Genomic DNA, 21,681 nt, shown 5'->3' on the forward strand with positions numbered 1-21,681 from the left:
GGGATGCAGCGAGCGGCTCAGGCGGCGGCCCGCCGGTCCAGGTCCGCGGCGACGCGGCGCATGCACGGCTCGTCCAGCGTGCAGAAGCGCGCAGCCAGTGCCAGCAGCAGATGCAGCGCGGCCGGGATCAGTGTTTCCAATGCGGTGATGCCCTGGCGCGACAATGCGCTCTGCGGCACGTTGGGCTGGTAGGCGACCAGGTACAGCACCGCCGCGATGATCCCGGCGCTGGCCGCCCACGACAGCTTGATCGCCAGCAGGTTGAGGGCGAAGTTGAGGCCCGAATTGCGTTGCCCCGACTTCCATGCGCCGTAATCGTCGGCATACGCCAGCAGCGCGAAATGCAGCGGCAAGGTCAGCCCCAGGACGGTGCCGTTGGCGAACACCACGCCCAGCCAAAGCCCCTGCCAGGATGGCCCGGCCGGCAGGTACCACATCGCCAGCGACGTCGCCGCCAGCAACAGGTTGATGCCGATGTACAGGCGCAGGGTGTCGCGCCCGCGCGCCAGCGGCGTGGCCAGCATCGCGCCGGCGATCGCCGCGAGCGCGACCAGTCCGAGGAACATCGAGGCATAGCGCGTGCCGCCGCCGAGCACGTAGGTCGCGAAGTACAGATAGCCGCCGCCGCGCAGGTTCATCACGTTGATCAACAGGAACGACATCAGCATGGTCAGGCGCAACTGGTCGTTGCCCAGCACGGTCGCCAACCGCCCGCGCAGCCCGGCGCGTTCGCGCGGCAGCGGCACGCGCTCGCGCACGCTGGCGAAGCAGGCCAGGAGCATCGCCACCGCCAGCGCGCAGACCACCGCCACGCCCAGGCTGTAGCCGCGCTTGGCGTCGCCGCGGCCCAGCGCCTGCACCAGCCAAGGCAGGCCCACCGAGACCAGCAGCGATGCGACTCCGCACAAGGTGAAGCGCCAGGACTGGAAAGCCAGTATTTCCCGGCGCGAGGTGGTGATGGCGTTGATCATCGCGCAGTACGGCACGTTGACCGCGGTGTACCCCAGCGACAGCAGGAAGTAGGTAGCGCAGGCCCAGGCCAGCCGGCCGGTTTCGCCCAGCCCCGGCACGCTGAACGCCAACACCCCGGCCGCGCCGACCGGCAGCGCCATCCACAGCTGCCAGGGCCGGTAGCGTCCCCAGCGGCTGCGGGTGCGGTCGGCCAGCATGCCCATCAACGGGTCCGCCACCGCATCGAGCACGCGCACCACCAGGAACATCGCCCCCACCGCCGCCGGCGCCAGGCCGGCGACATCGGTGTAGTAGAAATTCAGGAAGCTCATGATCAGGCAGGTAACGACGGTGCCGCCGGCATCGCCCAGGCCATAGCCCACTTTTTCGTACAGCGGCAGCCGAGCTGTCGTCTCCGGTGCCGCCGGATTCGCCGAAGCATCCATCCTGGCCCTCCCAGGCCCCGGCGCGAACGTCGCGCGCCGAAGTGTTCTTCAACCAGACCGCCGCGCGGGCGCAAGCTCCGGAACTGCGGCAGCGCGGCAAATCGCATAACCAACGCGACCCGACGCCATCGTCGCCAGCGCGTCGCGGCGCCATCCCCGCTGCACGCGTATCCCGGCATATTCCCGTCCAGCCCTTTGGAATACCGCCGGAATTCGGCCCTCGACTGCTTTTCCGGTTCCCATGGCTCCCGCCATGCCGCTTCGATCTTGCGGCCCGTGGCCTCGGCTGTCTTGTTGCAGGACGACGGCCCCCATGCGGCTTTCGGCACAAGCCGCGGCACCTCATGCCTTACCCGGACCGGGATGCCGGGACATGTCGGCATTCATGAGCGGGAATGGCCGCGGCTGTCGCGCGCGGCTCGGTTTTTCGCCCTTGACTTAGCGGAGCCCATTCGCGGCGACGCAGCAGTGGCTCGCCCAAGGGACCAAAGCCTTTGCTCCTGGAGCAAAAGCGGAAAAGCCGAAGCCCCTCATCCGCCCTTCGGGCGCCTTCTCCCGTGAACGGGAGAAACCACCACCCAAGCAATACCGGAAAAGTCCGGTCGGATCCCCCTAGACCCCCACCCTGACCCGCAACACCGGCGGATCGGACGCACGGAAATTGAGCCCGTAGTCGGTCTGGTCCCCATTGAGCACCCTCTCGAACTGCCAGCGCCCATCCACATACCGGCCCTGCTCCACCCGCAACACCTGCCCGCGCCGGCCATCGGCGGCCACCCGCGAGAACTCGGCACGCGCGGCGAAGCCGGTCACCAGGAACTCGCCCTCCCCGAGCCGCACCACCAGCAGGCGCCCGCCGTGATCGGCATTGCCCGGCAGGATCGGCGGTGCATCGCCCCAATACGGCGCACCGAACGACACCTTGACCTGCCAGTCGTCGAAAACCAGTGTCCGTTGCGGCTGGCCCGGCTGCTCGGTGACCGCCTGCAACCGGCCTTCGGCATTGGCCATGGCCAGCAGGCGGTCGATCGGCGCCAACTGGCCGAAGCTGGCCGCATGCGCGGCGATCGCCGCGCGGTTGTCCTCGCTGTCGGCATTGCCGTCGACACCGAACACCGAGAAACCGATCCCGCCCTGCCCCAGCACGTGGAACAGGAAGGGCGCGGTCGCGGCCTCGAATCCCGTTTCGGAGATCCAGGCCGGATTGTCCGGGCGGGCGTACTGGCCGACGACCTTGGTGAACTCGTTGTAATCGCTGGTGTACAGGTCGGTACCGACGAAATCGATCGACGGCGTGGCCGCGCGCCACAGTTCGAACACGTTGACCGTGGCGCCGCCGGACGGATAGTCCAGCCCCGGATAACGCTTGCCCTTGTAGCGCAGCCAGGTGTTCACGTACATCGGCAATGGGTACTCGCGCTTGCCGGCGGCGGCCACCTGCTCGATGTAGGCGGCGGTGCTGTAGGCGTTGAACGCCTCGGCCGCCTCGCTGCCGAACAGTTGCCGCCAGGTACCGGCCGGCTTGCCGAGCTTCGCCGCGATCTGCGCCGGCACCGGCCGTGCGAACGCGGCCTCGCCCAGCGGGCCATGGTCGCGCACGCTGCCGATCGCACCCGGCTCGTTCTCGACCTGCACCAGGATCACCGTGCGCTTGCCGCCGTCCACCTTGCGCAGGTGGCGCATCAACGCGGCGAACGCGCGCGCGTCGGCTTCCAGGCTGGCCGGCGCATGCGGCGACAGCACGTCGATCGGTTCGCCGTCCGCATCGCGCATGCGTGGATAGGTCGCATCGTCGCGCTTGATCCATTCCGGCACGTAGTGCATCTGGCCGTTCTTCCAGGTGCCGAACCACAGCAGCGCCAGTCGCACCCCGCGCTTGCGCGCCTGGGCGATCAACGCATCCACGTTGGCGGTGTCGTAGCGGCCGGGCTCGGGCTCGAACTGTTCCCAGTACACCGGCGCCTCGATGGTGTTGACGTTCAGCGCCTTGGCCTCGTCCATCGCCTTGGGCAATACCGCCGGCCAGGCGCTGGAGTTGTGCAGTTGCGCGGCGAGGACCAGGTAGGGCGCGCCGTCCACGTAGAGCGCATGGCGGCCGTTCTCGGTGACGTAACGCGGGATCTCCTCGGCCCATGCCAGCAGCGGCAACAGCAGCAGCAGAACCGGCAAGATCCGTTGTGGGAGGGACTTCAGTCCCGACGGGATCTGCCGGGCAAGCGCCGGGACTGGGGTCCCTGCCGTACTCCTGATGACGGGCTTCATTGCGGGCTTTCCTCGAGCGAATTCCAGTGGGGTGTCTGCGCGCCTTGCAGATGGCGCACGAAGAAGTCGTACATGCGGCGTGTGACATAGTCGACCGGCCCGCTGGAGCGGCCCACCGCGTGCTCGCCGCCCGGCACGTTCAGCAGCTCGAAATCCTTGCCCGCGGCGATCAACGCACCGACCACCTGTGCGGTCGAGGCCGGATCGACGTTGCTGTCCTGCTCACCGACGACCAGCAACAGGTCTCCGCGCAGCTTGCCGGCGTTGACCACGCCGGAGGCGCGCGCGTAGCCGTCGTCCACCGGCCAGCCCATCCACTGCTCGTTCCAGCTGATCTTGTCCATGCGGTTGTCGTAGCAGCCGGCCATCGCCACGCCGGCCTTGTAGAAATCCGGGTGCCGCTCCAGCGCGCCCAGCGTGCTCTGCCCGCCCGCCGAAGCGCCGTAGATGCCGACGCGCGCGATGTCGTAGGACGGGTCCCGCGCCGCCAGCGCCCTGTGCCAGGCGATGCGGTCGGGGAAGCCCGAGTCGCCCAGGTTCTTCCAGGCCACGTCGTGGAAGGCCTTGGAACGGTTGGCGGTGCCCATGCCGTCGATCATCACCACGATGAAGCCCAGGTCGGCCAGCGCCTGCATGCCGATCTGCTTGTCCCCGCCGGAGTGGTAGCCGAAAGGCCAGAACGTCTTCGGTACGAACGAATCGTGCGGGCCGGCGTAGATGTTCTCGATCACCGGGTACTTCTTCGCGGGATCGTAATCGCGCGGCCGCACCACCATGCCCCAGATGTCGGTCCTGCCGTCGCGGCCCTTGGCGACGAAACTCTGCGGCGGCTTCCAGCCGGCCGCGAGCAGGCGCGAGATGTCGCCGCGCTCCAGCGTCCGCACCAGCGTGCCGTCGATGCGACGCAGTTCGGCGACCGGCGCCAGGTCAGGACGCGAGTACACATCCACGTACCATTGGCCGTCGCCGGAGATCGCCACGTCGTGGTCGGCATCGGCCTGCGTCAGCCGGTCCAGGTGCGATCCGTCGAAATCGACCGCGAACAGCTGGCGATGGTACGGATCCTTGCCCGCGTCCATGCCGCTGGCCAAGAACCAGATCCGGCGCTGACGGTCGTCCACCCTCAGCACTTCGCGCACCACCCAGTCGCCGTGGGTGATCGCCCGCTTCACGCGCCCGCGGTTGCCATCGATCAAGTACAGATGGCGCCAGCCGTCGCGTTCGGAGATCCAGACGATCTCCTTGCCCAGGCCGTCGACCTCGTGGGCGAAGGTCCGGTCGGCATACACGAAGGTCTTCGCATCCTCCTCGACCGCTGCACGCGCCTTGCCGCTGGCGGCGTCCACCGCGATCACGCGCACCCGCTGGAAGCCACGCTGCACGTACTGGAAGCTGAAACTGGCACCGTCCCGGCGCCACTGGATCGGCGACAGCGAATACGGGTTGGCGAACAGCGCATCGTCGATCTCGCGCCGCGTGCCGTCCACGCCGAACAGCACCGGCCGCTCGATGTCGACCGCATCGCCCGGCTTGGGGTACAGCTGGGTACGCACGATCGGTTGCAACTGGTTCGAGGGCGAGGACTCCACCCGCGTCACCAACCGCGGATAGCCGGGCTTGACCCGGTACAACGCGAAATGCCGCGAATCCGGCGCCCAGGCGATGCTTTCCGGATCGTAGAAAGAATCCGTGCACAGGGATGTGCGCCGCTCCTGCGAGGGACTCGCACAGGAAGAATCCGCACACACGGACGTATGCGGCTCCTGCGAGGGATTCGCACAGGAGCCGCCATTCGAGAGCCGCCGCACCTGGCCATCCGCAACGCGGCGCAGCGCCACGCCAAGGCCATCGACATACGCCTCCCATCGCCCGTCCGGCGAGCGGCGCGGCGTGTCGTCGGCCGGCACGCGCAGGTCGCGCACCACGCCGAAGGCGCGCGGCCGCGTCTTGTCCTGCACGGGCGCGCAGGCATAGTCGGCCAGGCTGCAGCGCCACGGTGCATAACCGATATCGAAACGGATCGCGCCATGCGGGTCGCCGCCAGCCGCGACGTAGTCGAAGCGGTCGAACGGCAACTGCGACGGCGCATAGGCGTGGCCGCTGGCTTCCGACAGCGCCCGCGCCAACCGTGCCGCATCGAACGCCGGTTGCATCGCATCGCCGCCCGGATCGCCGAGCACGAAGGCGAAGCCGCCTTCGACCGTCTTGCGGTAGTAGAAACGCCCGTCGTCGCGCCACTGCGCCGGGAACGCGACATCGCGGGTCAGGCCGCTCCAGGCTTCACGCAGACCCAGCGAGCGCGTGTAGTCGGCCGGCGCAGGGCCGGCATGGGCCATACCCAGCCAGCCCAGCAGCAATGCAGCAAAGACGCTTCTCATGGGCTTTCCCGACATCTCCGATCATGCTCCTGCGGGAGCAGGTCTACGTGGCCTGGGGCCATCGGCCGCGATGGGGGCTCGCCCCTTTGAATCCCCGCACATGGATGTGCGGGCTTTTGCGAGGGATTCGCATGCAAGTCCCATCGCGGCTGAAGCCGCTCCAGCAAATGCAGAAACTATTCCCCGTCGTCCTCTTCCAGCGCCAGCTCGTCGCTGCGCAAGCCGGTCCGCGCGCCCCAGTGGTAGACGCCGAGCGCGATGGCCGCCACCGCCAGCGTGTCCCACGGGTGCGCGATCGCGCCGATGCCGCCGAAGGTGCCCAGGTACGACACGGCCATCACCAGCACGTAGAACCCGATCAGCCACGACGAGCCGCGCACCTGGCGCAGCAGGCGCGGCCGGGCCTCGCGCGACGGCAGCCGGTACGCCACGTAGGCCGCGAACGCCAGCACCTGCAGTCCCAGCAGCCACGACAAGGTCTTCCAGGTCGACCAGTAGACGATCAAGGCGGCGATCACGAACGAGAGCGGCCCGATCACGCCGAACGCGCTCACCCGGAACGGTCGCGCCAGCGCCGGCGCGCTGCGCCGCAGCGCCGCCACGGTCACCGGCGCGACCGCGTAGCTGAGCACCAGCGCCGCCGAGACCACGTTGATCAGCGTCTCCCACGACGGGAACGGCAACGTCCAGAACACCGACAGGGCGAAGCTCAGCCATAGCGCCGGACGCGGGATGCCCGACTTCGCGTCGATCCGGGTCAGCACCGGCAGGAACCCGCCGCTGCGCGCCCAGCCGTACACCACGCGCGGCGTGGCGTTCATGTAGATGTTGCCGGTGCCGCTCGGCGACACCACCGCGTCGCAAACCACCAGCACCGCCAGCCAGCCCATGCCCAGCGCCAGCGCGATGTCGCGGTACGGCAGCGAGAACGTCCGGTCGATGCCGCTCCAGCCATCGGCGAGATGGTCGGCGGGAATGCCGCCCAGGAAGGCCAGCTGCAACAGCACGTAGATCACCGTGGACAACGCCACCGACAGGATCAGCGCGATCGGGATCGTGCGCTGCGGCTCGCGCACCTCGCTGGCGACCGAGACGATCGGGGTCAACCCAAGGTAGGCGAAGATGATGCCGCCGGCGGAGATCGCCGCCTCCACGCCGGCCGCGCCGAACGGCGCGAAACCGTGCACGTGCAGGTTGCCGGTGTCGAAGTGCGCCAGCAGCAGCACGATCACCAGTACCGGCACCACGAACTTGAATACGCTGACGATGTTGTTGGCCAGCGCGAAGGTCTTCACGCTGAAGTAGTTGAGCCCGAAGAACAGCACCAGCAGCGCGAACTGCAGCAGCCAGCCGGACAGGCTCGGATGGGTGCTGCCGGGCTGGCTCAGCGACGGGAACCAGGCCGCGGCGTACTGGCGGCAGGCCTCGACCTCGATCGCGATCAGGCTGGAGAACGCGATCAGGGTGATGAAGCCCATCAGCGAGCCGAGCAGCGCGCCGTGCGAGTACTCCGGATAGCGCACCACCCCGCCCGCGCGCGGCAAGGCAGCACCGAGTTCGCAGTACACCAGCCCGAGCAGCAGCACCGCGATGCCGCCGATCACCCAGGACAGGATGCCGGCCGGGCCGGCGATCGCCGAGACATGACTGGCGGCGAACAGCCAGCCGGAACCGAAGATCGAGCCCAGCCCGATGAAGGTCAGGTCGGTCAGGCTCAGACTCTTGTGGAACTTGCCTTGTGCAGCCATGGATCTCCCCTGGAAAAGGTACAACCGGCATGACCACCCCGTGGGAGCGGCTTCAGCCGCTCCTACAGTGCAGCATCCTGGGACTTGTTCTTGTCCGCCCACGGCGACTTGCCGCCATCCGCGATGAAGCGGTCGACTTGCGCCTCCAGTACCGGCAGCGGCACCGAACCGGTCTGCAGCACGGCATCGTGGAAGGCGCGGATGTCGAACTTCTCGCCCAGCGCCGTCTCGGCCTTGCGGCGCAGTTCGAGGATCTTCAGTTCGCCGAGGTAGTACGACAGCGCCTGCCCCGGCCAGGCGATGTAGCGGTCGACCTCGGTGGTCACCTCGTGCTCGCTCAGCGCGGTGTTGTCGCGCAGGTAGGCGATGGCCTGCTCGCGCGTCCAGCCGCCGTGGTGGATGCCGGTGTCGATCACCAGCCGGCAGGCCCGCCACATCTGGTAGGTGAGATAGCCGAAGCGCTCGTAGGGCGTGGTGTACATGCCCATCTCCTGCCCCAGGTACTCCGAATACAGCGCCCAGCCCTCGCCATAGGCGGAGATGTAGCTGTAGCGGCGGAAGTCGGGCAGCGTGGCGTCCTCCGCCGCGAGCGGCATCTGCAGCGCATGCCCGGGCGAGGACTCGTGCAGCGTGAGCGCCGGCAGGTTGTAGAGCGGGCGCGACGGCAGGTCGTAGGTATTGACCAGGTAGATGCCCGGGCCGCCGCGGCCGCCGGTGTAGAACGGCGCCAGATCGGCCGGCACCGGCTCGATCGCGAAGCGCCGGCGCGGCAGGCGCCCGATGTAGTCGCCGACCTTGGCGTCCACCTTCTTGGCGATCCACGCCGCCTCCTTGAGCAGTTCCTCGGCGCTCTTGGGGTAGAACCGCGGATCGGTGCGCAGGAAGTGCAGGAACGCCGGGAACGTCTGCTCGCCGGCCGGCGCCTCGAAGCCGCTGGCCGCGATGGTCTCGTCCATCTCCTTGCGCAGGCGCGCCACTTCCTTCAATCCGAGCGCGTGGATCTGCCCGGGGTCGAGGTCGAGCGTGGTGAATTCGCGGATCTGCGCGCGGTAGTACTCCTTGCCGTCCGGCAACGCCTCGCCGGCCAGCGTGGTGCGCGCCTTGGGCAGGTATTCCTCGCGCATGAAGCGCAGCAGCTTGGAATAGGCGGGGATCACGCTGGAGGAGATCGCCGCCAGCGCCTGGCCGCGCAGTTCGGCCTGTTTGGCCGCCGGGATCGCCGCCGGCATCCGCTTGAACGGCGTGTAGAACAGGTTGGCCTCGCCCGTCGCCCGGGCCACATCCGCGATCGACTGGTCGCGCCCGTCCAGCGTCACCCGCGGCTGGCTGAAGCCGCGCGCCAGGCCGGCCCGCATGTTGGCGATCTGCTCGTCGAAGTAGCGCGGGATGTCGGCCAGCTGGCCGAGATAGCGGCGGTAGTCCTCCGCACTGTGGAAGCTGCCGCGCGCGGTGAAGCCGAGGTTGCTCCAGAACGCGGTGTCGCTGTTGAACGGCATCTCCCACGCGCGGAAGCGCTGCTGGTCGAGGAACACCGCGATCTGCTGCCGGTAGACCTGGTAGTTGACCTGCTCGGCCTGCGGCAGCTGGTCCTGGGGAATCGCGTCCAGTTCCTTCATCACCTGCTGCCAGTACGCCGTGCGCACCTGCTGCGTGGCCGGATCGACCCTGGGCAGGTGGTCGGCCGGCGCGCCCTGCCCGTCCTCGTCGTCGGCACCGGCGAACTGCTGCTGCCGCCACGCCCACTCGCGCTGGTACAGGGCCTTGAAGCGCTGGGTGGCGGCCTCCGTGGCAGCGGCTTCGGCCCCGGTCGGCTCTGCCCGGACCGCGGCCGGGACCGAAGTCCCTGCCACGGCGATCGCGACGAACAGGGCGGCAGGCAGTGCGTGCAGCCGGCTCATGCTTTCCCCTCGCTTCCGGACCCGCCGGCCGATGCGGCCGGCGCGCGCTTGGTCTGCTCGATCCAGGCGTCGATGCGCGCATCCAGCAGGTCCAGCGGCATCGCGCCGCCGCCGAGGATGGCGTCGTGGAAGGCGCGGATGTCGAACCTGTCGCCCAGTTCCTTCTCGGCCTTGGCGCGCAGCGCCAGGATCTCCAGCTGGCCGATCTTGTAGCCCAGTGCCTGGCCCGGCCAGACGATGTAGCGGTCGGTCTCGGCCTGGATGCTCGGCTCGTCGTCGGACGGATGCGCGTGGAAGAAATCCACCATCTGCTGGCGCGTCCAGCGCTTGTAGTGCACGCCGGTGTCGAGCACCAGCCGGTTGGCGCGCAGCAATTCGCCGCACAACCGGCCATAGTCGCTGTACGGGTCCTTGAAGAAACCGACCTCCTTGCCCAGCCGCTCGGCATACAGCGCCCAACCCTCGATGAAGGCGTTGTAGCCGGCCTGCTGGCGGAACGGCGGCAGCGGCAGGGTCTGCGACAGCGAGATCTGCAGGTGGTGGCCGGGCACGCCCTCGTGGTAGGCGGTGGTCTCGATGTTGACCAGGGTGCGCTCGGTGGCATCGTTGGCGTTGACCATCACGATCGCCGGCTTGGTGCCCTCCGGGTTGCTCTGCCAGTACTCGGCGCCCGGCGCCTCGCGCCGGTACGCCGGCATCGCGCGCACTTCCAGCGGCGTCTTCGGCAGGCGGCCGAACAGCCTGGGCAGCTCGGGTTCCATCCCGGCGATGTAGCCGCGATAGAGATCGAGGATCTGCCCGCTGCTCTTGGCGAAGTGCTTCCTGTCGCTCGCCACCGCCTTGCGGAAGCTCGCCAGGTCCTCGTAGCCCAGCGAGGTCGCGATCGCGGTCATCTCGCCCTCGATCCGCGCCACTTCCTGCAGGCCGATCTGGTGGATCTGTTCGGGGGTCTTGTCGCTGGTGGTCTGGGTGCGGACCGCGAACGCATAGCGCTTGTCGCCGTCCGGCAGCGACCACAGCCCTTCATGCTCGCGCCCCTGCGTCGCGTACTCGTCCTGCACGAACGCGGCCAGCTTCTCGTAGGCCGGACGCACCTGCTGGTCGATCGCGGCGATCACCTGCTTGCGCAGTTCATCGCGCTGCGCGGGATCGGGCACGGCCTTTTCGAGCTTCTTCAGCGGCGAGGCGAACGGGCTGTCGGCGCCCTTGGCCGCGGCGATCTTGCGGATCTGCCCGGGCAACTTCTCCAGCAGGTAGCGCGGTTGCACCAGGCCGTCCTTCGCGCCCTGGCGCGAGGCCTCGATCACCTGGTCGACCAGCGCCGGCACCGCCTGCAGGCGCTTGATCCAGTCCTGGTAGTCCTTGGCCTCCTCGAACGGGAACGCATCGCCATAGCCGGCCAATGCCAGCTGGATGCCGCCGACCGGTTCCAGCAGCATCTCGTGGTTCTTCAGGTCGATCGAATCGAGCCGGTCCTGCAGCTGGCGCAGCATCATCTGCTGGCTCAGCCGGCGCTGTTCGTCCAGGCCGGCGGCGTCCACCGCCTTGAAGCGCCGCAGGAAGTCGGCCGTGGCCCTGCGGTCGGCCGCCACCGCGGCCAGCGAATAATCGCTCCAGCGGTCGTTGTAGCGCTTGTCGCCGATGATGCTGGCGAACTCCGGGCTGTGTTCGAGCTGGTACTGCCATTGCTCGTCGAGGAGCTTGTCGAAAGCCTGGGCCGCCTGTTCGGAAGCGGTGCCGGTGCTGGCCGGATCCGCCTTCGGCGCGGCCGGGGGCTGGGAAGCGCCGCAGGCCGAGAGCAAGGCCGCGGCGAGCAGCGGAACAGCGACGGATCGAATCAGTGGCATGCGGTCTCTCCAGGAAGTCGGGATAGCGTTTTTGAAGGTGCCCTCGTCCGCCCTCCGGGCGTCTTCTCCCGCAGGCGGGAGAGGGCGACATCCGAGAAGCCCTGCCCTCCCATCCCTCCTCCCGCCTGCGGGAGAAGGTGGCGCGGAGCGCCGGATGAGGGCCGTTGTTCCATCACCATCACGCGAACGGCCGGTCGATCGCCACCGACGGCGGGGTGAACCACTGCGCGCCGTCCCCGGTGACATGGAAATGGTCCTCCAGCCGTACCCCGAACCGCCCCGGCACCACGATCATCGGCTCGTTGCTGGCGCACATGCCCGGTTGCAACGCGGTGCGGTTGCCGCGCACGAGGTACGGCGCCTCGTGGATGGCCAGGCCGCAACCGTGCCCGGTGCGATGCGGCAATCCCGGCAGGCGGTAGTCCGGGCCGAGCCCGGCCGCTTCCAATACCTTGCGCGCGGCATTGTCCACGTCCTCGCAGGCCACGCCGGGCCGGATCGCGGCGAACGCCGCGGCCTGCGCCGCCTTCTCCAGCTCCCAGATCCGGCGCTGCTCGTCGTCGGGCGTGCCGAAGATCCAGGTGCGGGTGATGTCGGAGTGGTAGCCCTGCACGGTGCAGCCGGTGTCGATCAGCACCAGTTCGCCCTCGCGCAGGTGCTGCACGCCGGGGATGCCGTGCGGGAACGCGGTGGCGTGGCCGTACTGGACGATGCAGAAGGTCGAGCCGTTGTCGGCGCCGAGCGCGCGATGCGCCGTGTCGATGAAGCGCACCAGTTCGTCGGTGCCGATGCCCTCGCGGGCGATGCCCGCCGCCAGCCGCTGCACGTGCAGGGTCATGTCGCAGGCCTGCTGCATCAACGCCAGCTCGGCCGGCGACTTGCACAGCCGACAACCGTCGATCACCGGCGCGGCATCGACGATCGATCGCGGATCGAGGTGCGCGCGCAGGCCGGTATGGATCGCGAACGCGGCGCCCGGATCCAGCGCCAGCGTGCGCGCGCCGCGCTCGGCCATCGCCTGCGCCACCAGCGCGTGCGGATCCTCGTGCTCTTCCCACAGGCGCTTGCGCGCGGGAATCTTCAGCACCGCATCGAGCGAGCCTTCCTCGAACGCCGGGCAGACCAGCAGCGGATCGCCCTCCAGCGTGACCAGCAGCGCGACCAGGCGCTCGCTCGCGCCCCACGGCACGCCGGCGAAGTAGCGCAGCGAGGTGCCGGCACCGACCAGCAACGCGTCGGCGCCGAGCGTGCGCAGCAGCATGCGCGCGCGTTCGATCCGCTGCTGGTACTCCGCGCCGGAGATCGCAGGCGCCCGCTGCGCCCACGGCTGCAGTTGCGCCTGCGCCTCGGCGAGCGTCAGGTGGCCGATCTGCGCGCTCATGCCGGCGTCCCTACGTCGGCGGTGGTCCACCGCCCGTCGACCAGACGCTGCACGCCGCCCGGGTTGGCGTCGCGCAGTTCCACCGGCAGCAGCGCATCGGGCACCGCGTCGTAGCTGTGCAGCGCGGCGAAACGCCGGATCGCGCCTGGCATGCCGACCGCGGTGAAGCCCGGGTGCCCCGTGCTCGGGAACGGCCCGCCGTGGTTCTGCGCCGCGCTGACCGCCACGCCGGTGGGCATCTTGCTGTTGATCAGGCGGCCCACGCGGACCCGCAGCACCGGCGCGATCGCGCGCCAGGCCGCGTCGTCCGAGCCATCGGCCGCGCGGTACAGCGTGCCGGTCAGGTTGCCTTCGAACGCGCGCGCCACCGCCACCATCTCGTCGGTGTCGCGCGCCCGCACCAGCAGGCTGACCGGGCCGAACGCCTCGGTCTGCAGCTCGCGCGGACGCGCCAGGAAATCGACCGCATCCACCGACAGCAGCGTCGGCGGATAGCGGAACCCGGCCTCGCCCCGGTCCGGCGCCACCGCCAGCACCTCGGCGCCGGCCTTGCGCAGCGTATCCACGCCCTGCGCCACGTGTTCCACGCCGGAACGCGAGAACAGCACCATCGGCGACGCCCCGGCGAAATGCGCGGCGGCCTTGGCGACGAAGGCATCGCCCTCGCTGCCGCGCGGCACCACCACCACGCCGGGATTGGTGCAGAACTGCCCGCTGCCGAGCGTGCACGAGGCGAAGAACTCCATCGCCAGCGCCTCGCCCCGTTCGGCCAGCGCCCCTGGCAGCATGAACACCGGATTGACGCTGGACAGCTCGGCGTAGAACGGGATGCCGGCGGCGTCGGCGGCCGCCTTCAGCGCCAGCCCGCCGCCACGGCTGCCGGTGAAGCCGATCGCGCCGATCCGCGCGTCGCCGGCCAGCTTCAGCCCGGCGGCATTGTCGAGGTGATGGAGCATCTGCACCGCCGCGGCCGGCAAGCCGCTGGCGAGCAGGGCCCGGTGCGCCAGCTGCGCCATGCGCTGGCTGGTGGCCGGATGCAGCGGGTGCGCCTTGGCGATCACCGGGTTGCGCGCGGCGATCGCCGAGGCGAAGTCGCTGCCGGCGATCGCGTTGAAGGCGAACGGGAAGTTGTTGGGGCCGAACACCACCACCGGCTTGGCCAGCGGCGCCAGGTGCGCGCGCAAGCCGGCGGCGGTATCGATCACCGGCTGCGTCCAGGCGTGTTCGCGCACCGCCTTGGCGGCCTGGCGCAGCTGCCCGCTGGTGCGCGGCAGTTCGTTGCCGCGCAGGCGCGTGGGCGCCGGCAATGCGGTTTCGACGTGCGCCAATGCGACCAGTTCGTCGGCATCGGCGTCGAGCGCGTCGGCGTAGGCCTCGAGGAATGCGGCGATCTTCTCCACCGGTGCGGCGGCCAGTTCGGCCGCGATGGCGCTGGCCGCGGCGACGGCGGCTTCCACGTCGGCGGCGCCGCTGATTGGGAAGGCCGGGCCGATCGCCTCGCCCGTGGTCGGGTCGGCGGCTCGGAAGCTGCCTTTCGCTTCGAGGCTGGGTTGCCAGCGGCCGGCAAGCAGGATGGGTTGGATCGTTTCGTTCATTGCTATGGACCTCGTTGCGTCATTCCCTTCTCCCGTCGGGAGAAGGTGCCCCGAAGGGGCGGATGAGGGTACGGCCGAAGCCTCGTGTAGTCGAACATGCTCAGAGGCTTCGCCCTCGTACCCTCCCCCGCTCCGCGCCCCGGCCCGCGCTTGCGGCGTTCCGGAGCGCGCGCGCCAGTGGCGCGCAAACCGCGCCCTGTCACCCCGGAGGGAGAGAGGTTTCAGGCTTCACGGCTTCGGAGCCGTCGCGATCGCGTGGTCGATCACCTTCAGCACCGCTTCGCGCTCGGCGCCCTCGATTGCCAGGCGCGGCGCGCGCACGGTCTCGCTGCCCATGCCGACCTTGGCCTGCACCAGCTTGATCAGCTGCACGAACTTGGGCACGGTGTCCAGGCGCAGCAGCGGCAGGAACCAGTTGTACAGCCCGGCCGCGGCCTTGTAGCCGCCGTCGCGGGCGAGCTCGAACAACTTCACCGACTCGACCGGATAGGCGTTGACCAGGCCGGCGATCCAGCCTTCGGCGCCCATCGACAGGCCTTCGACGATCGCATCGTCCATGCCGACCAGCAGCACCAGGCGGTCGCCCAGCAGCTCCTTGATCGCGGCGAAGCGGCGCACCTCGCCCGAGGACTCCTTGACCGCCTGCAGGTTCGGGAACTCGGCCGCCAGCTCGGCGATCTGCGTAGGCAGGATGTCGGTGCGGTAGGCCACCGGGTTGTTGTAGAGGATGCACGGCAGCTCGGTCGCGCCCAGCACCGCGCGCGCGTACGCCTTGGCCTCGTGCCAGTCCGACGAGTAGACGTACACCGGCAGCACCATCAGGCCGCGCGCGCCGGCCGCCTTGGCCGCCTGCGCCAGCCTGACCGCCTCGGCGGTGGACAGCGAGGCGATGCCCGGCACGACCGGCACGCGATCGCCGACCGCCTTGACCAGCGTCTGGATGATCGCCACCTTCTCGTCGAAGGACAGCGTCGCCGCTTCGCCGAGCGAACCCAGCGGCACGATCGCGGTGCAACCGGCATCGACCAGCTGGTTGGCGTGCTTGGCGAGGAATGCGTGGTCGACGCTGCCGTCGGCGTTGAACGGGGTGGTGATGGCGGGCAGGACGCCCTTCCAGAAGGAAGCGTTGCTCATGATGTCGTCTCTTGCGGATCGTTGGTGAAGGGATCGGCCAGCGCCGCGAGGCGGACCGGGAACAGCGGCGGCCGGCGGCCGCCATCGGAAGAGGTGCCGGGCCGGTTGACGCCCAGTTCCGCCAGCGCGGTGCCGCAGATGCGTCCCTGGCAGGCGCCCATGCCGCAGCGCGATGCGAGCTTGGCGTCGCGCGCGTCGGCGATGTCGCGCACCGCGCCCAGCGGCACGTCCTCGCAGCGGCACACCAGGGTCTCCGGCTCGGCCAGCGCATGCACGCGCGGGTCGAGCGCGAAGGCGTCGTCCAGCAACGCGGCGAAGGCACGCGCGTGGTCGCGTCGCGGCTTGAGCGCCCGCGCGGCGGATTCCGCGCCCGCGGCCATGTGCCCGGCGATCTCGCCCTCGACCAGCGCGCAATCGCGGCCGCCGATGCCGAGCGCCTCGCCGGCGGCGAACACGCCGTCCACGCTGGTGCGCAGCGCCTCGTCGGTCGCCACGCGCGCATGCCGCCCGGCCGTTTCGAGCCTGCAGCCCAGCAATGCCGCCAGTTCGGTGTTGGGCACCAGCCCATAGCCGACCGCCAGTTGGTCGCAGGCGATGCGCTCGCGCCCGCGCGGACCTTCGATCTCGACCTCGCGCAGCGCGTCGTCGCCATGGGCGGCGACCACCACGCTCCCGCTGCGGTAAGGCACGCCGGCCAGGCGCGCGCGCAATGCCAGCGCCTGCAGCGCCTTGCCGGGCCAGCGCGGCAGCCACAGCGCGAAATCGCGCAACGCATGCGCCGGCGCCTGTTCGTGGATGCCGAGCACGCGCGCGCCATGCGCCTGCAGCGTCGCCGCCGACGCCAGCAGCAGCGGCCCGCTGCCGGCCACCAGCACGCGCTTGCGGCGCAACGGCCAGCCCTGCTTGGCCAGCGCCTGCGCACCGCCTGCGCCGGTCACGCCCGGCAAGGTCCAGCCAGGGAACGGCAGCAGCAGTTCGCGCGCGCCGGTCGCCAGCACCAGCGCGCGGTAGTTCAATCGCAACGCGCCATGCGCGCCCTCGGCCAGCAGCCACCCCGGCTGCGCCAGCACCACCTGGGTGCCCGGCAACCATTCGATGCCGGGACCGGACAACGCCTCCAGCGCGCGGCGCGCCATCGCCGGCACGCCCCGCTCTACGTCGTGCCGCCACACCTGCCCACCCGCGCGCGGCTGCGCATCGACCACCCCGACGCGCGCGCCATGCGAGGCCGCGGCGCGCGCGGCCGCGAGCCCGGCCGGGCCTGCGCCGACCACCAGCACGTCGTAATGGCGGACCGGATCAGCCATCGGTGCGCACCTGCATGCCTTCTCGCGCCGGCGTCATGCATGCCCGCAGCTGCGCCACGCCGTCGATGCGCACGCGGCATTCGAAGCACACGCCCATGCCGCACAACGGTGCGCGCGGCTGGCCTTCGCGCGAGCGCCGGAACGGCACGCCGAGCGCCGCCACCGCCGCGGCCACGCTGGCGCCGGCCGGCACGTCCACCGGCCGGCCGTCGACTTCCAGGCGCAACGTGCCGCTCATGCCGCGGCTCCTGGCAACGCGCGCGACGGCAGGTACGGCGCCGGGTCGATCGCCGGCGCGCGCCCGAGCAGGGCGTCCACGATCAGGCGCGCACTGCCCAGCGCGGTGGTCACGCCGAGTCCCTCGTGGCCGGCGGCCACCCAGACATCGCGGCGATCCGGCACTTTGCCCAGGTACGGCCGCCCATCCGGCGTGGCCGGGCGCAGCCCGGTCCAGATCCGGATCGCCTGTAGTTCGCGCAGCACCGGCAGGAACGCGAAGGCGCGCTGCAGCATCTGCCGCAGCAGCGGCAGCGAGACCTCGCGGTCGGTCGCGCCGAACTCGCGCGAGGAACCGATCAGGATCTGCCCGGTCGGACGCGGCTGCACGTTGAAGGCCACGCTGCTGTCGGCGTCGCCATGCGCGGAATCGGCGTAGCCCAGTTCCAGCAGTTGGTGGCGGACCAGGCCGGGATGGCGATCGGTGATCGCGAGCTGGCCCTTGCGCGGGCGCAGCGGCAGTTCCGGCAGCAGCCGCGGCAGCTCGGTGCCGGTCGCGACCAGCACCGGCCCGGACAGCTGCGTGCCATCGTCCAGGCGCACGCCGTGGTCGAGCAGCGCATCCACGCGCAGGCCGTGGTACAGCACGGCACCGGCGCGTTGCGCCACCGCGACCAGGTGCCGCGCCATCCGCGGCGGATACACCACCGCCTCGCCGGGCACGCGCATGCCGCCGGCCAGGCCGGGTACCAGCCACGGTTCCAGTTCGTAGAGCCGGCGCGCATCCACCCGCTCGGCCTCCAGGCCCGCCGCGGCGAGCCGCGCGATCTTGGCCGGCACCGCCGACAGCTCGCGCTCGTCGCGCGCCACCCACAGCGTGCCGCAGCGGCTGAACTCGGCCTCCGGCAGGTCCGCGTAACGCTCCCACAGCCGCAGCGAGTAGGCCGAAAGCGCCAGTTCGGCCGGGTCGTCGTCCATCGCCACCAGATGCCCCATCGCCGCCGCGGTGGCGCCGCCACCGACCGGCCCCGGCTCGACGATGGCCACGCGCAGGCCCTCGCCCGCTGCCGCCTCGGCGCAGGCCGCGCCGACGATGCCGGCGCCGACGACGATGAGGTCGTAGCGGCTCATCCGACGCGGATGCCCCAGGCGAACGGGTCGGCCGGATCGACCAGCAACTGCGAACGCGCGGTGACGTGGGCGGTCCCGGCGATGCGCGGCAGCACGCCGCGCTCGCCGCGGCGATAGCTGCCCTCGAACACGCTGCCGAGGATGCCCTGCTGGATCCAGACCTCGCCCTCGGCCAGCTTGCCGTCGGCGGCCAGGCAGGCCAGCTTGGCGCTGGTACCGGTACCGCACGGCGAGCGGTCGTAGGCCAGGCCCGGGCACAGTACGAAGTTGCGCGCCTGCCCGCTGCCGTCGGGCGCGGGGCCGTTGACCTCGATGTGGTCGATCTCGCCGCCGTCCGCGCCGGTGATGCCGGCCGCCTCCAGCGCCTGCCGGATCGCCTCGGTGTAGGCGGTCAGTTCGCGCTGGTGCGCCAGGTCGAGCGCGTACGGCGACTGCTCGGTGATGTAGAACCAGTTGCCGCCCCAGGCGATGTCGCCGCGCACCTCGCCATGGCCAGGCACCTGCACCGCCACGTCCTGCGCGTGCCGGTAACTCTCGACGTTGTCGATGGACACCCGTCCGTCCGCGTCCAGGTCCACGCCGACCGTGCCCACCGGCGTCTCGACGAAATGCCGGCCCGGCTGGAGCCGGCCCAGGTGCTGCAGCGTGCGCACCACGCCGATCGTGCCGTGGCCGCACATGCCCAGGTAGCCGACGTTGTTGAAGAAGACCACCCCGGTGCAGGCGCGGGGGTCGCGGGCCGGCAGCAGCAGCGCGCCGACCATCGTGTCCGAGCCGCGCGGCTCGCAGGCGATCGCGCTGCGCCAATGGTCGAACTCGGCACGGAAACGCTCGCGGCAGCCGGCCAGGTCGCCGTCGCCCAGGTCAGGGAATCCGGCGAGCACGACCCGGGTCGGTTCGCCGGCGGTATGGGAGTCGATCACGTCGATGGTGTGCATGCCGCCATGCTCACATCCGGAGCGCGATGGCGACTAGCGGAGAATGCCGGCCCGCAATGCGGAAATCCGCACAACGCGGCAATGCGTCGGCAACCGTGGTTTGCGCTAGCATCGGTTGGCCGGCCGTGACCGGCGCCTCATCTTCGCACCCGCATCACGCCAGAGAACACGATGGACCTCAACCTGCCCGCCCTCGAAATGCAGACGTTGTTCGACGCGCTGCCGGACGTGGTGTTCTTCGTCAAGGATCGGGAAGGCCGCTACACCCATTGCAACCTCACCCTGGTGCGCCGGCTCGGGCGCAAGCAGCGCAGCGAAGTCATCGGGCGCCTGCCGCTGGAAGTGTTCCCGGTGGCGCTGGGCGGCAGCTACATCATGCAGGACCGCCGCGTGCTCTGCGGCGAACTGATCGACAACCAGCTGGAGATGCACCTGTACCCCAACCGCATGCCGGGCTGGGCGCTCACCTTCAAGCGCCCGCTGATCGAAGGCGACGAGGTGGTCGGCATCATCGGCGTCTCGCGCGACCTCGGCCAGCCCGACAGCAAGCACAGCGCCTACGAGCGCCTCAACCGGGTGATGGAATACATGCAGGCCAACTTCGGCGACAACGTGCGCGTGCAGACCCTGGCCGACCTCGCCAGCCTGTCGGTGGCGCAGCTGGAGCGGCATTTCCGCCGCGTGTTCCAGGTCACCCCGCAGCAGCTGCTGACCAAGCTGCGCATCGAGGCGGCGATGCGCCTGCTGCACGGCGACGACAGCATCGCCGCGATCGGACAGCAGTGCGGGTTCGCCGACCAGAGCGCGTTCGCCCGCCAGTTCAAGGCCACCGTGGGCATGACGCCGCGCGATTACCGCACCCTGAAGGGGCAGCTGTAGCCGGGCGCCGCGCGGCCTGGATGCGCAAAACCGCCGAATCCGCCGGTTTCTTCGCAGTTGCCGGCTCCGGGGGCGGACCCGCCCCCGGACGCCGTGCCGGAGCCGGATCACGGCCGGTGCCGGCCCCGGTGGTAGCATGTCGGCCTGTTCAAGTCCCCCTGTCCGATGCTCAGCTTTTTCCGCCGCAAGAAGCCCCAGGACGCCGCTAGCGACCAACCGCGGACCGCGCACTACAGCAACGAAGACCTGGCTGCCGCGTTCCCGCAGGCTCCGTCCGCGTCCGAGCCCCCCGCCCCTGAACCGCCGGCCGCCGAGCCGCCGGCGACGCTCCCGGTCGAAGCCCGTGCCGACGCCCCTCCGGCGGTCGCCGGCGAGGCCCCGCCGATCGCCGCACTGCCGCTGGAAACCCCGCAGGACGCCGCGCAGCCTGTGGCCCCCGTCGCGCAGCCCGTACCGGCCCCGATCGCCGCGATTCCCGACCCGGTGGCCACGCCTGCGCCCCCGGTGCAGGCCGACGACGCCCTGGTGCCGGCCAACGCCGCGCCCGCCGCCCCGGCCGGCAAGCCGGGCTGGCGCGAGCGCCTGCGCAACAGCGCCTTCGCCCGCAGCTTCGGCGGCCTGTTCTCGCGCAACCCGCGCCTGGACGACGATCTCCTGGACGAGATCGAGACCGCGCTGATCACCGCCGACGTCGGCGTGCCCGCCACCACCGCGTTGGTCGAGGACCTGCGCAAGCGCATGAAGGCGCGCGAATTCGCCGACGCCAACGCCTTGCTGGCGGCGCTGCGCGCGGACCTGATCGCGCTGCTGCAACCGGTCGCCAGGCCCTTGGTCATCGATCGCGACGCCAAGCCCTTCGTGGTGCTGACCGTCGGCGTCAACGGCGTCGGCAAGACCACCACCATCGGCAAGCTCGCCAAGCGCTTCAAGGACGAAGGCCACAGCCTGATGCTGGCCGCGGGCGACACCTTCCGCGCCGCCGCGGTCGCCCAACTGCAGGCCTGGGGCCAGCGCAACGGCGTGGCCGTGGTGGCGCAGGGCCAGAACGCCGATGCCGCCTCGGTGGCCTACGACGCGCTACAGGCCGCCAAGGCGCGCGGCACCCAGGTGCTGATCGCCGACACCGCCGGCCGCCTGCACACCCAGACCGGCCTCATGAACGAGCTGGGCAAGATCCGCCGCGTGCTCGGCAAGCTGGATCCGGCAGCGCCGCACGAGGTGCTGATGGTGATCGACGGCACCACCGGCCAGAACGCGCTCTCGCAGCTGCGCCAGTTCCATGCCGCGGTCAACGTCACCGGCCTGGTCGTGACCAAGCTCGACGGCACCGCCAAGGGCGGCGTGGTGTTCGCGCTCGCCCGCGAGTTCGGGATCCCGATCCGTTTCGCCGGCATCGGCGAGCGCCCCGAGGACCTGCGCGTGTTCGATCCGGAAGCCTTCGTGGATGCCCTGCTCCCTGAAGCCCTGGGCACCTAAGCATCCAAGTCCCCTCTCCCGCCGGGGTGACAGAGCACGGTTTGCGCGCCATTGGCGCGCGTGCTCTGGAACGCCCGCGCCGCAAGCGCAGACC

The 21,681-nt window shown here is 70.4% G+C and carries 15 protein-coding genes; 2 read left to right on the plus strand and 13 right to left on the minus strand.

Annotated features, from left to right (window positions below):
• Positions 1–17: 17 nt before the first annotated feature.
• From FD678_RS00990 to FD678_RS01055, 13 genes are all read right to left on the minus strand, one after another.
• On the minus strand, positions 18–1,397 hold the full coding sequence (locus FD678_RS00990) for an MFS transporter (RefSeq protein ID WP_140718749.1): 1,380 nt from the start codon (positions 1,395–1,397) through the stop codon (positions 18–20).
• A gap of 612 nt (positions 1,398–2,009) precedes the next feature.
• Positions 2,010–3,566, minus strand: a complete 1,557-nt coding sequence (locus FD678_RS00995) for a DUF5597 domain-containing protein (protein ID WP_218569411.1) — start codon at positions 3,564–3,566, stop codon at positions 2,010–2,012.
• Between the two features lie 89 nt (positions 3,567–3,655).
• On the minus strand, positions 3,656–6,037 hold the full coding sequence (locus tag FD678_RS01000) for a S9 family peptidase (RefSeq protein WP_177497493.1): 2,382 nt from the start codon (positions 6,035–6,037) through the stop codon (positions 3,656–3,658).
• A 176-nt stretch (positions 6,038–6,213) separates the two neighbouring features.
• Entirely contained in the window at positions 6,214–7,785 is a 1,572-nt protein-coding gene (locus FD678_RS01005; RefSeq protein WP_140718752.1) for an APC family permease, read from the minus strand.
• A 62-nt stretch (positions 7,786–7,847) separates the two neighbouring features.
• Positions 7,848–9,683, minus strand: a complete 1,836-nt coding sequence (locus FD678_RS01010) for a DUF885 domain-containing protein (RefSeq protein ID WP_140718753.1) — start codon at positions 9,681–9,683, stop codon at positions 7,848–7,850.
• Positions 9,680–11,530 carry a DUF885 domain-containing protein gene (locus tag FD678_RS01015; RefSeq protein ID WP_140718754.1) on the minus strand — a complete coding sequence of 617 codons (1,851 nt, stop codon included), beginning with the start codon at positions 11,528–11,530 and terminating at the stop codon, positions 9,680–9,682. The genes FD678_RS01010 and FD678_RS01015 overlap by 4 nt, the downstream gene beginning before the upstream one ends.
• Before the next feature lie 178 nt (positions 11,531–11,708).
• Positions 11,709–12,911, minus strand: coding sequence for a M24 family metallopeptidase (locus tag FD678_RS01020; RefSeq protein WP_140718755.1), 1,203 nt, complete (start codon positions 12,909–12,911; stop codon positions 11,709–11,711).
• Positions 12,908–14,506 carry an aldehyde dehydrogenase family protein gene (locus tag FD678_RS01025; RefSeq protein ID WP_140718756.1) on the minus strand — a complete coding sequence of 533 codons (1,599 nt, stop codon included), beginning with the start codon at positions 14,504–14,506 and terminating at the stop codon, positions 12,908–12,910. Before FD678_RS01025 ends, FD678_RS01020 begins: the two co-directional genes overlap by 4 nt.
• 228 nt (positions 14,507–14,734) lie before the next feature.
• On the minus strand, positions 14,735–15,640 hold the full coding sequence (locus tag FD678_RS01035; RefSeq protein WP_140718757.1) for a dihydrodipicolinate synthase family protein: 906 nt from the start codon (positions 15,638–15,640) through the stop codon (positions 14,735–14,737).
• A complete protein-coding gene (locus tag FD678_RS01040; RefSeq protein ID WP_140718758.1) occupies positions 15,637–16,947 on the minus strand; it encodes an NAD(P)/FAD-dependent oxidoreductase in 1,311 nt (436 codons plus the stop codon). The genes FD678_RS01035 and FD678_RS01040 overlap by 4 nt, the downstream gene beginning before the upstream one ends.
• Entirely contained in the window at positions 16,940–17,185 is a 246-nt protein-coding gene (locus tag FD678_RS01045; protein WP_140718759.1) for a 2Fe-2S iron-sulfur cluster-binding protein, read from the minus strand. Before FD678_RS01045 ends, FD678_RS01040 begins: the two co-directional genes overlap by 8 nt.
• Positions 17,182–18,294, minus strand: a complete 1,113-nt coding sequence (locus FD678_RS01050; RefSeq protein WP_140718760.1) for an NAD(P)/FAD-dependent oxidoreductase — start codon at positions 18,292–18,294, stop codon at positions 17,182–17,184. The genes FD678_RS01045 and FD678_RS01050 overlap by 4 nt, the downstream gene beginning before the upstream one ends.
• Complete coding sequence (locus FD678_RS01055) at positions 18,291–19,232, minus strand: proline racemase family protein (protein WP_140718761.1); 942 nt, start codon at positions 19,230–19,232, stop codon at positions 18,291–18,293. Before FD678_RS01055 ends, FD678_RS01050 begins: the two co-directional genes overlap by 4 nt.
• Before the next feature lie 171 nt (positions 19,233–19,403).
• Here FD678_RS01055 and FD678_RS01060 point away from each other — a divergent pair, with 171 nt between their 5' ends.
• Positions 19,404–20,111 (plus strand): AraC family transcriptional regulator, encoded by a 708-nt coding sequence (locus FD678_RS01060; RefSeq protein WP_177497495.1) that lies wholly within the window; start codon positions 19,404–19,406, stop codon positions 20,109–20,111.
• 165 nt (positions 20,112–20,276) lie between these two features.
• On the plus strand, positions 20,277–21,587 hold the full coding sequence (gene ftsY, locus FD678_RS01065; RefSeq protein WP_140718763.1) for a signal recognition particle-docking protein FtsY: 1,311 nt from the start codon (positions 20,277–20,279) through the stop codon (positions 21,585–21,587).
• Positions 21,588–21,681 lie beyond the last annotated feature (94 nt).

Source organism: Pseudomonas sp. Hp2 (assembly GCF_006386585.1).
Taxonomy (GTDB): domain Bacteria; phylum Pseudomonadota; class Gammaproteobacteria; order Xanthomonadales; family Xanthomonadaceae; genus Pseudomonas_S; species Pseudomonas_S boreopolis.

Excerpts from the sequence above, each read along its gene's own strand:
- FD678_RS00990 (WP_140718749.1), bottom strand. The coding sequence starts at position 1,397 with ATGGATGCTTCGGCGAATCCGGCGGCACCGGAGACGACAGCTCGGCTG.
- FD678_RS01000 (WP_177497493.1), bottom strand. The coding sequence starts at position 6,037 with ATGAGAAGCGTCTTTGCTGCATTGCTGCTGGGCTGGCTGGGTATGGCC.
- FD678_RS01005 (WP_140718752.1), bottom strand. The coding sequence starts at position 7,785 with ATGGCTGCACAAGGCAAGTTCCACAAGAGTCTGAGCCTGACCGACCTG.
- FD678_RS01010 (WP_140718753.1), bottom strand. The coding sequence starts at position 9,683 with ATGAGCCGGCTGCACGCACTGCCTGCCGCCCTGTTCGTCGCGATCGCC.
- FD678_RS01015 (WP_140718754.1), bottom strand. The coding sequence starts at position 11,530 with ATGCCACTGATTCGATCCGTCGCTGTTCCGCTGCTCGCCGCGGCCTTG.
- FD678_RS01020 (WP_140718755.1), bottom strand. The coding sequence starts at position 12,911 with ATGAGCGCGCAGATCGGCCACCTGACGCTCGCCGAGGCGCAGGCGCAA.
- FD678_RS01025 (WP_140718756.1), bottom strand. The coding sequence starts at position 14,506 with ATGAACGAAACGATCCAACCCATCCTGCTTGCCGGCCGCTGGCAACCC.
- FD678_RS01035 (WP_140718757.1), bottom strand. The coding sequence starts at position 15,640 with ATGAGCAACGCTTCCTTCTGGAAGGGCGTCCTGCCCGCCATCACCACC.
- FD678_RS01040 (WP_140718758.1), bottom strand. The coding sequence starts at position 16,947 with ATGGCTGATCCGGTCCGCCATTACGACGTGCTGGTGGTCGGCGCAGGC.
- FD678_RS01045 (WP_140718759.1), bottom strand. The coding sequence starts at position 17,185 with ATGAGCGGCACGTTGCGCCTGGAAGTCGACGGCCGGCCGGTGGACGTG.
- FD678_RS01050 (WP_140718760.1), bottom strand. The coding sequence starts at position 18,294 with ATGAGCCGCTACGACCTCATCGTCGTCGGCGCCGGCATCGTCGGCGCG.
- FD678_RS01055 (WP_140718761.1), bottom strand. The coding sequence starts at position 19,232 with ATGCACACCATCGACGTGATCGACTCCCATACCGCCGGCGAACCGACC.
- FD678_RS01060 (WP_177497495.1), top strand. The coding sequence starts at position 19,404 with ATGGACCTCAACCTGCCCGCCCTCGAAATGCAGACGTTGTTCGACGCG.
- ftsY (WP_140718763.1), top strand. The coding sequence starts at position 20,277 with ATGCTCAGCTTTTTCCGCCGCAAGAAGCCCCAGGACGCCGCTAGCGAC.